The 13,226-nt window shown below is 32.3% G+C and carries 13 protein-coding genes; all 13 read right to left on the reverse strand.

Annotation, left to right across the window (positions count from 1 at the left end):
- Positions 1-893, reverse strand: an 893-nt coding sequence (locus FC32_RS10475) for a KxYKxGKxW signal peptide domain-containing protein (protein WP_169816518.1), incomplete at its 3' end; no start/stop codon positions are given.
- Positions 894-1,087: 194 nt separating this feature from the next.
- Entirely contained in the window at positions 1,088-2,029 is a 942-nt protein-coding gene (locus tag FC32_RS00010) for a glycosyltransferase family 2 protein (RefSeq protein WP_025087148.1), read from the reverse strand.
- Positions 2,030-2,034: 5 nt separating this feature from the next.
- The gene (locus FC32_RS00015; protein WP_025087149.1) at positions 2,035-3,057 is read right to left on the reverse strand and encodes a glycosyltransferase family 2 protein; all 1,023 of its coding nucleotides are present in this window, start codon (positions 3,055-3,057) and stop codon (positions 2,035-2,037) included.
- A gap of 12 nt (positions 3,058-3,069) precedes the next feature.
- Entirely contained in the window at positions 3,070-4,062 is a 993-nt protein-coding gene (locus tag FC32_RS00020) for a Stealth CR1 domain-containing protein (RefSeq protein ID WP_025087150.1), read from the reverse strand.
- Positions 4,063-4,175: 113 nt separating this feature from the next.
- A complete protein-coding gene (locus FC32_RS00025; RefSeq protein ID WP_025087151.1) occupies positions 4,176-4,952 on the reverse strand; it encodes a tyrosine-protein phosphatase in 777 nt (258 codons plus the stop codon).
- A gap of 23 nt (positions 4,953-4,975) precedes the next feature.
- A complete protein-coding gene (locus FC32_RS00030; RefSeq protein ID WP_025087152.1) occupies positions 4,976-6,082 on the reverse strand; it encodes an acyltransferase family protein in 1,107 nt (368 codons plus the stop codon).
- 37 nt (positions 6,083-6,119) lie between these two features.
- On the reverse strand, positions 6,120-6,842 hold the full coding sequence (locus tag FC32_RS00035) for a CpsD/CapB family tyrosine-protein kinase (protein ID WP_025087153.1): 723 nt from the start codon (positions 6,840-6,842) through the stop codon (positions 6,120-6,122).
- A gap of 8 nt (positions 6,843-6,850) precedes the next feature.
- Positions 6,851-7,612 (reverse strand): YveK family protein, encoded by a 762-nt coding sequence (locus FC32_RS00040; RefSeq protein ID WP_025087154.1) that lies wholly within the window; start codon positions 7,610-7,612, stop codon positions 6,851-6,853.
- 19 nt (positions 7,613-7,631) lie between these two features.
- Positions 7,632-8,813 (reverse strand): hypothetical protein, encoded by a 1,182-nt coding sequence (locus FC32_RS00045; RefSeq protein WP_025087155.1) that lies wholly within the window; start codon positions 8,811-8,813, stop codon positions 7,632-7,634.
- Between the two features lie 57 nt (positions 8,814-8,870).
- Positions 8,871-10,028 carry a glycosyltransferase family 4 protein gene (locus FC32_RS00050; RefSeq protein WP_025087156.1) on the reverse strand — a complete coding sequence of 386 codons (1,158 nt, stop codon included), beginning with the start codon at positions 10,026-10,028 and terminating at the stop codon, positions 8,871-8,873.
- 11 nt (positions 10,029-10,039) lie between these two features.
- On the reverse strand, positions 10,040-11,200 hold the full coding sequence (cps2T, locus tag FC32_RS00055; RefSeq protein WP_025087157.1) for a beta 1-4 rhamnosyltransferase Cps2T: 1,161 nt from the start codon (positions 11,198-11,200) through the stop codon (positions 10,040-10,042).
- An 18-nt stretch (positions 11,201-11,218) separates the two neighbouring features.
- On the reverse strand, positions 11,219-12,241 hold the full coding sequence (locus tag FC32_RS00060) for a glycosyltransferase family 2 protein (RefSeq protein WP_025087158.1): 1,023 nt from the start codon (positions 12,239-12,241) through the stop codon (positions 11,219-11,221).
- Positions 12,242-12,255: 14 nt separating this feature from the next.
- Positions 12,256-13,218, reverse strand: coding sequence for a glycosyltransferase family 2 protein (locus tag FC32_RS00065; RefSeq protein WP_025087159.1), 963 nt, complete (start codon positions 13,216-13,218; stop codon positions 12,256-12,258).
- Positions 13,219-13,226 lie beyond the last annotated feature (8 nt).

A 13,226-nucleotide genomic window follows, 5' to 3' on the forward strand; every position in this document is an offset into this window, starting at 1 on the left:
GTCTTATTTTGATCAGCTATATATTGGAAACCTCGTTGCATCTCACCTTTTTCATTGAATAGATACCAGTGATCAATAATCTTTTGTTGACCTATCGCCATGTTACCATCAAAGGTATTAAAATAATGAGTTGCATTATCTATCCATTGCCAGCCATATTGCATTTGACCATCTGCATTATAATAAACAACACGACCATCTGCTAATTTTTGAAAGCCAGTATAAAATGTGTTTGTCTGTGTATCATAAAGATACCAATAACCATCTTGTTGTTTTTCTACATAATTTGTTGGTGTTGGGAACGTATCTGCCGTATCCTCGGTTTGACTTTCTTGTTTGTCTTGTGAACTTTCAGCCATAGCTGTCGTTGGTTGTTCACTTTCATTTGCAACTGTATCTGCCGTTTTTGCTTTTGTGGCAACTTGTTGGTTATCTTCGCTTGTGTCTGTTTCATTAGCTTCTGCCGTAGCTTGTTGATCATCGGTCACATTTGTAGTTGCTTCTGTTGTCTCTTGTTGCTTATCTTCACTTACGGTCGCAGCTGCTGTCTTAGCTTCGGTTTGAGCCTCATCAATTGTTGAATTTGTCTCACTCGTATCTTCAGTTGTTTTTACCGGTGCTAAACTTTCTTCTGAAGTAGCTTCAGTTGCTTGACTAGAAATGGCTTGTTCATCTTCTTGAGTGGTAGCTGCCTTATTTTCATCTGTCTCTGCCACACTTTGAGTGGTTTGAACTTCTACTGTTTGATCACTTTGCGTATTTACATCTGCTGAAACTTGATCAATATTTGCACTTAACCCCAATGCTAGCCCTATAAAAACGATAGGCGCAACAACCCAGTTTTTACCAGACTTATACATTTTATAGCGCTTTTTTAGTTCATTATTTTCCAAAGTGCTCACCCTTTTCTTCTTTTGTTTTTTCTTAACATCTTTATATTAATTTTACTTTTTTATTATTTCAATACTTTTAATTAATGAACTATTATTTTTTAATTGCCAAATTGCAGTAAATAACTCAGTTAAAAATAATATAGGAACCAGAGAGATTTAGTAATAACTAGCTTTCTCTCTGGTTCCTATATCACTTAATAATTCGGATCAACACGTTTCCCATTTTTACCGCGAATACCATCAAACCATGCTTTCATAACAATCGGGAAATTATTTTTCAAATGTTTATTACGTTTAGAAATAACTAACATGTGTGCCATTAATAATGTTGGACTAATATTTCTTGCTGCCCAACTCTCACCATGTCTTTTATCAAACAAAATGTTATTGCGGATCGTATAGTAATTCCGCCAAGTATAAGCTTGATCGGCACCATCCTTTTTAGCATTAGCCGCTAATTGGCGATGCAGTTTAGCATTTGTTACATAAACTATTTTTGAGTATTTTAATAATTTTTGCGCATAATCAGTATCATCAAAAAACAAAAAATACCCTTCATCAGGTAATCCTGCTTTTTTAGAGACATCTAATGTCAATAAAGGTCCCTCAAAAGTCATATCTTTCACAAAGTAATCATCTTTTGTCAGTGGATGAGGAGCAAAAGTTTTGCGCAAAGTTGTCCAGAATTTATTTCCTGATTTTAAATCAATATCAAGACAAACACGATCAGTATAGCTTTCATCTTCTCGACTTGGTAAAGCTACCTCAACGTTTTTTTCTGCCATTTTAGCTAGCAATTTTTCTAAACAAGCTGGTTCTGGCAAAACATCATCATCCATGATCCATAAATAGTCTATATCTAATTGATGTGCTAATCCTACAGCTTTGGCGAAACCACCTGCACCACCTAAATTAGTATCATTAGCAAAGTAAAGTTTCTTTTTGGAATCTTTAGCCTTGTCATATTCACTAAAACCTTCATCGCGTAAGTACTCAATCGTTCCATCAGTACTATTATTATCAAACACTAAGATTTTTTCAAGTGGGTACGTTTGCTCATCTAATCCCTTTAAAACCTTTTTTAAACATTTCAACCGATTATAGGTAACAATGATTACGCCAACTTTTCCGTCCATTTAAACTATTTCCACCTTTGTGTTTTTTTTATTCTATCCATGTATTTATTGAATACTAACGTTGTCCTGTATAACTTACACTTTAACATGTTTCGAAAAACAATGTAGCGCATCCCCAAAACATTATCATGTGCTTTAGATTTAAAACAACCAGTATAGTCAAAATTTTCTGCTATTTCACGTAATTTTTTAGTCGCCTCAGATAATGAAATTTCTTTTTTGATATACAGTGGCCCATAGTAGCGATCTACTAATTTAATATACCCTAGAAGTTTAATTTTATTATCAGTCCATAAAAGCTCGCCATTTTCATCATATGGATAATATTTGGCAAAAATTTTTGCTGTTTGTTTTCGGTAACGTAATTCTGACGTTAAAATATTAGGATTATAATAGGGTAATGTATGTGAAGCCAAAACATAGTAAAATTCTTCTGGAGTTAAAACAACCGAAGTTGCCTTATCAATCGCTTGATAATTAAATAATGCATCCTCTGAGATCATAATTTGTGAGTCATACATCAATGCATATTTTTCTAAAAAACTACGCTTAAAGAATTTAGAACCTATACCTGTATTGCCTCGACCACGGTTAATTAACTTAAAGAGAGCTATTTTTTGGTCAATAGTTAAGTTCATCATGCTTTTAGTATGTTTTATTACTTCTATATCTGCCAAAACAATATCTGGTTTTTCAGTGATCAAGGATTCAAAAATTGTAACGAAATTTTTTCTAAAAGTGTCATCACTATCAATAAACGTTACATATTCACCCTTTGCTAACTTTATCCCTGTATTTCTGGTACCACTAACTCCTTGATGCTTCCCAGGAATAACTTTAAAAAAATCATAATTAGTACTAAAATTTTTGGCTAACATCACTGTCTCATCACTTGACCCGTCATCTATCAACAAAACTTCCACCTTATTTTGCTTTTCGCCAACCATTTCAACAATACTATTTAAGGTTCTTTCTAAGTATTCTTCCGCATTATACATCGGAACAATAAATGAAATATCTTTTTTCATGTCAGCCTACTTTCACTTTTCAAACGCAGATTTACTTGGGAATCGATACTTAAAACTCTCTTGCAAGTTACTCATCTGTCTGTCTAGATCAACAACTTCAAAGCCATCGTTGATACACATTATCTTATCTTTACCAGCTCTTAAAGCTTGAAAAATATCATCATTATTGCCATCAAGCGAATACAGTTTCCCTAATTTATCTGTATTTTCAGGAATAAATTGCCCACTAGCTAATTGCCAATATCTAAACAACCATAAATTTAGATTATTCTTTTCACGAAACCTTGAAGCTACTGTTTCACGAAAAAGTTCTGGTTCTTTTTGCCATAAAGTTTCAAACGTACTTTTTTTAAATTTTTGAGGTAAATGTGGTTCAAAATAACCACAAACATGTTTACCAGGAAGCTGTAATAGCGTCCGAATAATATTTTTACCATACTTCAGTGATAACATTCTCCCATTTTTAACTATTTCTTTTTTGCTAAAATACTTGTTAATTATTTCCATATCATTCACTTGATAATTTGCCGTACCGTAGCATTCAGGAACAATCGGTGATAAAACAGCCATATCCACTGGGAGATCTTCCCTAAAAAAATCTTTCTTTTCCACTGGAGCGGTTATATACATATCATCATTAAAATAAACAAAATTCTCACTTAAGCCCTTGATTTTATGCAAATTCATTTCAATTGCATTACTATTAAAGACCGGCAAATATTGTTCATCAATAATTTCTTTATGATCCACCACAACTAATTTTTCATGATTTGTATTTAACCATTTTGGAACCTGATTATCTGTTACTAAATAAACCTTATTGACCCAAGGTGCAAATTTTTCTACACCTCGAAACCAATATTTAAAAGTTCCCCAATCACGATATGCCTTATCACCACTTGTTGCTTTGTCTGCTTGTAACTTTGGTTGATACTCGTTTCGTTTTTCTTGCCAAACTTGATCACTATCATCTACCCACGTTACAACGAAATCTATTTTATCCATAATTCTCCCTAACTTTGTAAAAAAGCAAATATAGAGTCATGCAATTGGCAATTTATGCCTACCCCCAATTATTAATTGCATAAACTCATATCAAGTTACTTAAACACATACTCCTAAAAGAAAAAGAAACGCTTTTTCTTTTGAATTTTTCGATAGTTTCTAGCAATTACACTTTTACCGTTTAAGACATTTTCTGCATTATTTTCAAAAGAAAACGCTAATGTCTCATCAAAATCTGTTGCCACCTGCTCAAAAGCTTCACGTAAAACAAAATTTCTACCTTTAAGTGCGTGTGCATCAGAAGCAATAAATTGAACCAAATTATTTTCGACCAATTTTTTTGAAATATCTGCTACCTCTGTTCCAAAACCACCTACATAACTTGTTGCAGTAAGTTGTGCCAAGGCACCTTGCTGAATAAAATCATATAGCAGATTTAAATCTTTTTGAATCTCTTTATTCCTTTCAGGATGAACAATAATTGGTGTCGTACCCAATTTTCGTAATTCAAAAATTAAACGTTGTGCGTAAGCAGGTACATTTCTATGTGGAAATTCCAACAACATGTATTTCTTTTTCTCATCTGTTCCGAGTAAATCATCATATCGTTGTGTCAAATCTCCGTTAATATGTATCTCCTGTCCTGGAAATACACTTAAATTGATATTTCTTACATCTAACTCATTTTGAAAATCTTTAGTTTTCTCGATAACATCTTGACGATGATTAATATAATTATTATCCAAATGATGTGGTGTTGCTAAAATATGTGTAACACCATCTTCAATTGCTGCATGTGCTAAGCCAAGCGAACTTTCAAGATTAGGTGATCCATCATCAATCCCTGGCAAAATATGACAATGTATATCCACTAGTTTTTCTAATTGCATATCTAACTCCCAAATTTAACAGACTATTTATGCACAATAAACTTTTTATACAAATTATCAACTGTATTTTCATTTAATAATTTTATAGGATTCAACCAAGTATCCAATACTTTTAGTTTAATAATATCAATAATTGTACAGAATATATAGATTAGTGTTGTACTCATTAATCCATATAACAATAGCATCCACGGATTCATAGTTTGCGAATTAACATTTACATAGAAAATAGATTGCCAGATAACGCCACGTAAGAGTGGGTTATCTGAAATAATATATACTGCTAATGAAGATGCCGAAATTACATTTATTATAGCACTGGAAAATTTGGGGCGACTTGTAAAGTACAGAAATACTCCGATCGCAAAAATCAAAGCCACTGTTGAGTCTATAGTCGTCAAGTGCATCGCACTTCTACTGAAAATATTCCTAGAAGAAATAAGTGAAAGAATATTTAGTACAACAATCCCACCAAACAATGCTAAAGATCCTATTAAGGTAAAGTACTTCGCGAATTTTTTCAATTCCACTCTATCGGTAATATATAGTCTGATATACGCTCCAACACTATAAAATAACAAAAATAATAGTAATTCATTATTTGATAATGCACTCTTAGCTAAAAATGTTGGTATCAGTGAACTAACAAGCCACAGGGTAAGTATAAACATTTCAAAAAATCTTCTATCGCTACTTAGAATAAATTTATTTATGAATGGTACAAATAACGATAAAATTACGTAATCAGTTATAAACCAATATGCACCGTAACTTGTCGGAAGAAAACTTACTACAATATTTTTTAGCGAGAGATTTCCAATTTGCAAAAGCCAAACTAATAGCAAAATCAAAACACTATATGTAAAAACTTTCCAAAGTAAATTCAAAATACGTTTTAATTTAAACTTTGAATTTATCAGATAAAAACCACTAATAAAAACAAATATCATAACTGCAGGTTTACCTAAGGAAGCTAAAAGCTCTGCAACAAAAAGATTACCAAACGATCCTTTAAAAGCTACAAAATTCCCATTAGTTGCTATACCATGAATTGAAAAATGATGTAGCACAATGAAAAACATACAAACAATTCTCAATAACTCAAAATTTGAGTTTCTCTCTTTACCCATAGTTAAATACAGCCTATTACCTTTCTACATAAAATATCTACTTGCCGTAATAGCCATAGTAACCATAATAACCAACAGAATCACCATCTGCATCATTCAAAATAGAGCCAATTATCTTACCATCCACATGCTTTATCAATTTCACCGCTTGGCGAACGGCTTCTTTTTCGGCTCTATTTTCTCTAACTACTACAATTGTTCCATCAACTTTAGTAGACAAAATTTGCGCATCTGTTACTGATAAAACAGGTGGTGCATCGTAAATAACTAAATCGAAAGCGTCTTGTAAAGCAGTAATTAAATTACTCATTCTTTTTGACCCTATCAACTCAGAGGGATTAGGTGGTGTTGGCCCACTCGGAAGAACATAAAGATTATCTACAGAAGTTTTATAAAAAATATCATTGACTGAGACACTATGTTCGGTCAAAAAATTAGTTAAGCCAATCGGGTTACTGATACTAAAAGTTGCATTAATTGTCGGGCGACGCAAATCTGTATCCACCAATAACACGCGTTTTCCTTGTCTAGCAAAAGCAACAGCTAAGTTTGCGGCAACAGTAGATTTCCCTTCAGAAGCTGTTGCAGACGTCATAACTAATGACTTAATCTGCTCATCGGCATTAGAAAACTCAATATTTGTTCTGATTGTATTAAATTGCTCAGTATTAACCGAACTAGGTGCAGAAACTGTAATCAGTCTAACACCTTGCTCCATACTATTTGTTTCTAACTTTTTCTTTTTCTTAAAAATACCCATATCTACTCTTAAACCCTCCTAGTGTCATCTTCATCTTCGCTACTATCTTCTAATACTTCAACAATTTGATAATCTCTATTTTCAATATGATAAACAAGACCTAAATTTGTTAACGCTAAATCATCCGTCAAAAATTCAGTATCTTTAACTGTATTATCCATCAAATCCTTTACAACACCTATAATGACACCTATTAAAGCCCCTGCTACTAACCCTAGTGCAATATTTAGCTTTTTGTTTGGTGACACTGGAGTTGTTTTTGCCTTTGCAGTTGAAACAATTGTGACGTTATTTACTTTCATAATCGTTTTTATCTTATCTTTGAAAACTTTAGCAACCGCATTAGCCATATCAGCAGCAACATAGGCATTGGCATCAGTTGCTGTAATTGTTACTACTTGAGAATTAGTTGAATTGGAAATTGAAATTGCTTCCGATAAACTTTCAACATTACCAGCATAATTGTCTTTTTCCTTTAATTCTTTAAGAACTTCGTTTAAAATAATTGGTTTTTTCAAAATATCTTTATACGTGTTAATTGCTTGCAGATCGGCTTGTTGAACTGCATACTGAACACTATTATTATCAACTTTTTGATTGACTAATAAATCGCTACTAGATGAATATTTAGGCGTCATAAAAACAAAAGAAATAATGGCTGCTGCTATTACACCAATAACTGCACACCAGGTAATTATTACCCAATTATTTTTTAAGATACCCCAAACATTTTTCACGCTAATAAATTTATTTTTATCTACAGTTTCCACATTGACCCTCCTATTTTAGTCATAAAATCTTTTTGCTTATTACTTCACTACCAACGATAAAATCTGAATCATCCATTGAGAAATATTTACTTAGTAGCATTGCAAATGGTGAATACCAAAGAACTACAAGCTGCGGGTCAAACATTGCATGTATAGACAAAGCGATTAAAACAACAGCCAATATATCATTACGATAATGTACACTTTTATACGCTACATATGTAAATAAAAATATAATGAACGCTGTAAAAACAATTCCATTAACTACTAAATTTTGAAAATAAGAACTATCAATATAATTATAATTTGACGAAAAGCGTCCTACGCTATCCAACGTTATAAAAGAAATTTTTTGTCCAAAAAGACTTACTCCAAAATTCTTTATTCCGTCCACACTCAACTGCAATCGATTGTTTACAAATTTGTCAACCTCCGTAAAGAGTGCAAGAGGAGCTTTAAAACAAAGCCACCATAAACACAAAGGAGCTAAAATAAACGTACACGTTGCTATCGCCCGCGTAAAGGTGAATTTCACCATTATATTTGTTTTAAGTATTTTTACTACAAATGTATAACCTAACAACGCCATTGATAGTACAAATGGGCTACTTGTCACAGCATTCTTATAAATATATACATCCAGTATTAACAACCCTATCAAGGACCAGTAACTAATACTTTTTTTCTTTAATGCTAAACAAGCAGCAGTAAAGAAGAATGCATACTGACTAGGAAATGATACATATGAAAATCCCAAACTATTTCTATATCTACCATTTTGTGCCGAGTACATACTACTTACTAACCCTATCTTACTTCCCACAATCGTTAATAAAAATAATATCAAAACTACCCAAATAAAGGCTTTTAAGATCTTATCGAAACTAACATCTCTTGCAGATATCACAAATAGCATTGATGAGAGAAAAATAGTACCATAAGAGTGCCCCATTATTTTTATCACAACTAGTAGAAATAATATCATCAAACTAAATCTAAAGAAAGAATATTCTTTTATCTCTGATAACGTGAATAGTTCCTTAATGATTATTATTCCTATCGCAAACGCCACCATGATATATTGTAGCATGCCCCCTAATTTGGCCGAGTAATTTGTCGTTATAAACAAAGCCATATATAGACACCAGACAAAGAAGGCACCACAAAACAAATTTTCTTTGTTAAATATGAGTTTTGTCATTATATATTATCCACCTAATTCACTAAAAAAAAACCATCAAACATTGCCTCACTTTTATCACAATAGATCATACTGCTTTTCGAAATTTTTAATAAATGACTCTAAGGAAAAATATTTTACTTGCCTACTTCTTGAAGCTTTCCCCATTCGAATACGTTCACCTTCTGAGCTTATTAACTTGTCTAGTTTTTTACTCATATCGCTTGGATCCTTAACTTTTGCTAACAAGCCATTTTCCCCATTGACGACCATTTCAGTCACACCACCGTGATTATATCCAATAACAGGTTTTCCACTTGCCATTGCCTCTAAAACAACAGTTGGCAACGGATCTGGATTGATACTTGGTAACAATAGTACATCAAAAAAATTATGAATAGCAGCATTATCTTTTCTAAATTCTGAAAAAATTATGCGTTCACAATTACTTTGACTGGCTATCTTTTCTTTTAGTTTTTCTACTCGCCATTCTTGTCCATCAAAAGCACTCCCAATAATAAATAAATATAAATTAGGATACTTTTCCAATAGTGGCACAGTTGCTTTCAAAAAATCGTCTTGCCCTTTCCAAGCATTCACACGGCCAATCATTCCTATTTTAATTACGTTTTTAGGAACATCCCATTCTTGTGCCAAATATTCACAAGGCGTATTAGGATTAAATAATTTTGAATCTATACCATTGTAGATTACTTTTATTTTTTGAGGAGAAACCATTTTAGATTTAATCAAATGGTCAGCTACTGCTTTTGAGACAACTATACATTGATCCGCATATTTCCCCACTAAATAACTTATAAACTTATAAATAATCTTAGGTTTTAAAATTATTTCATGAACATGCCACAATAATTTAGCGCCTAGTTTTCTTTTAAGATAAATTCCTTCCAACACAGCAGTTGTATTTACATGAATAATATCAATATCAATATTTTTATTCTGTAATAGTTTTATTATTTTTTTAGAGCTTCCTACATATGAGGTCAAATATTTAAAAATACCGTGTATATTAAAATATTTTCTTCGTAGAATGGGGTATTCGACTACATAAGTTTCAATCCCCCTACTTTTTAGCTTATCCACTAAGATGCCTTCTGTTGGCAAAATTACAATTGGTCTAAACTTTGTTTTATCCAAATTTGTAACTAACTCTAATAAAATTTTATCAGCACCATACATTTCGGCCCCTGCGTGCAAATAGAGTATATTTTTCACTTGTTGGCTCCTTACTTCATAAACATAGATTCGTAATCAAACACTATTTTATTCCATGAATAGTAATTTTTAATTTGGTTTTTTGCACGCCTCCCTAATTCTTCTTTTTGAGCTTGATCTAATTTTACTGTTTTTTCAAGTAAACTACTTAAGCTTCCTTCTTCAGTGCTCCAGTAAAGTGCACCTTTTTCACCAACTTCCTGATTAAAGCCAACATTTAAAAGTAAGTTTAATGGTGTACTACCTAAAGCTTCTAATAAAGACGGATTGGTCCCTCCAACCGAATGTCCATGCAAATAACCAAAAGCATTTTCACGAATATATTTTAACAATTCAGCATCATAGACTGTTCCCACAAATTTAATTCGTGGATCTTTTTCAAAATGAGTTTTTTCTTTTAATTCTTCGTAGAATTTGTTTTTCTCAACATTTGTTATAATAACTAAATCTTTTTTTACGTCACTCGCCATAAATTCGCGAATCATCGTTTCATAATTATTTTCAGGAACAAATCGTCCCACAATCAAAAAATACTCATTTTCTTTAACTTGATGTTTTTTTAACCATTCACTAACTTTTGAATCTTCATGAGTTAGTTTAGATTCTGTAATATCCGCCCCGTAAGCAATAAATGTAGTTTTAGGATTATATTTAGCATAATCTTCTTTAATATAAGATTCAATTGACTTACTATCACAAACTAAAAAATCAGCATTTTTTACCATTAGCCTTTCAGATAATTTCCAGTATCTTCTAACTGGCGCAGACCATTTTGCTCGTTTCCATTCATGTCCATCTGGATTTACCCATACTTTAAAGCCATACTTATGGAATTTTTTTACATAAGAGTGCAAGAAGGGACCAATTCGGCAAGCTAATATATAAACAATTCCATCTCGAAGATCACGTTCTTTAATTGTTTTCAAAGCCCAATCTAAAGCTTTCAAATCATATAATATGGCCTTTGCCCCACCAATATTTGGTACCGTTATCTCTTGACATTCCGCCTTAGCATATTCGTAATTTTTAGTATCTTTTTCAAAGGTCATGCAAGCCACATGATATTTAATATCCCGATTTTCTTGTCTTTGAACTAAATTATCGACAAAAGTTTCAAAACCACCATAATTAGCTGGAATTCCTTTAGAACCTATGACAAATATATCCTTCACTAAACCCTATCTCCTTTTCTACTTCCAATCCAACTTTTTTAGCTTATCTAAATAAACGTTAAATCTTATCATTGATTGATAACTTTTTACTTTAATAAAATAATAAAATAAACGATACCTTTTTGGTAAGCTATTAACTCCTGCTTTGCATTTAAGATATGGAGCATAATTATACTTATTGATGATTCGTTTCAGTTGTGAGGTTGCATTTGATATACTTACTTCACCTCTAATAATTTTTGCACCATAGTATCTGCGAACCAACGTACATATCCCATTTAACTTAATACGAGATATAATTTCAAAACCAGCTCTCACGGAAAGATATTTAGCTAATAGTTTATCTACTTGTTGTTCATACGCAAGTTCCCCTACCAACGTTTTCTCATTAAAACGTGATAACGAATGCTCGTCTAAAATTTTATAAAAATTATATGACGACAGATAAATTTCTTTAACTTTATCTAGAGCCTGTAAAATAAACAACGTATCTTCAGAAATAACAACATCTTCATTAAAGAAAATTTGATTATCCAATAAAAATTCTCGACGATAAAATTTTGATGCGATCCCTTCTTGGATAGACGGTGTTGTCATCCCCAAAACCATCTTCATTAATTCCAAGCGTTGCTCATCTTTGCTTATCACTAGATTTTTATCAGCTGGCAATCGTTGCATATCTACCCACAAAATATCTGGCAAGTAAGTTATTTGTTTTAAAAATTTTTCTACAAAATTACTAGCATAAATGTCATCACTATCAATAAATGTTACATATTTACCAACAGCTTCTTTTATTCCACAATTTCTAGCCTTACTTACTCCACCATGCTTATTTTGAATTAGTTTATATATTGATTGTTGCTTGACTTTTTCTTTAAGAATATCAACTGTCCTATCTGTTGAACCATCATCTACAAAAAGCACTTCAACTTTATCATTATGATCTGCTATTGAAGCCTCTAAACTTTGTAACGTCCTCTCTATGTATTCAGCAGAATTATATGTAGGCATGATAAAAGTTAACTCTTTCTCTCTCATAAACTCCCACCTTTTTAGTAGTCAGGATCAACTCTTTTTCCCATGCGCTCATGAATTCCATCACTATATGCTTTAAAAATCAATGGTGCATTTTGTTTAAGATGTCCATCTCTAATTGAAGTAGCTAAGGTTTGCAATAATAATAAACGCGGACTTACCTTTCTAACAGCCCAATTTTTACCATAACGACGGTCAAAAATAATATTATTTCTCAAAGTATAATACATTCTCCAAGAGTAAGGTTCTTTTTTCTTAGTAGCATTTGTCGCCGTCTTCTTTGCTAATTGTCGATGCAAGATAGCATTTGTTGCATATACAATCTTAGAATGCTTCAAAATTCTTTGTGCATAGTCCGAATCATCATATTCTAAAAAGAATCCCTGGTCAGGTTCACCTATTTTTCTAACCAGTTCTGTTTGTAATAATGGTCCTTCAAAAGGCATATCAGAGACAAAATATTGATCTTTATCTAAAGGATACTTGGCAGGTTGTTTACGCCACCAAGTCCAAAATTTTCTAAAATCAGCAAAATCAATGTTTAAACAAACTAAATCTTGATAATTCTCATCATTTCTACTTGGAATGACTGCTTGAACATGTTTTTTCTCCATCTTGTCCAACAATATTTCTAGGCAGTCAGGCTCTGGATATACATCATCATCCATGATCCATAAATAATCGCTCTCAAGCTCTTTGGCCATCTTGATCGCATTCGCAAATCCCCCAGCTCCCCCTAGATTTTCAGAACTGCGGAAGCAAATACCAAATTGATCGTTCGAAACATTCGCTAATTCCGAACTGTTAGTTATAATTTGGAAACCATTTTCCTTTAAGTATTCATTGGTTCCGTCACTACTATCATTATCAAAAATAAAAATTTGCGCTACTTGATGATTTTGCGCCTTGATCCCTTGTAAAACTTTTTTTAGACAAGGTAGTCTGTTGTATGTTACTAAAACAACACACACCCTTTTCATTTCATTTT

Source organism: Ligilactobacillus apodemi DSM 16634 = JCM 16172 (assembly GCF_001434405.1).
Lineage (GTDB): Bacteria > Bacillota > Bacilli > Lactobacillales > Lactobacillaceae > Ligilactobacillus > Ligilactobacillus apodemi.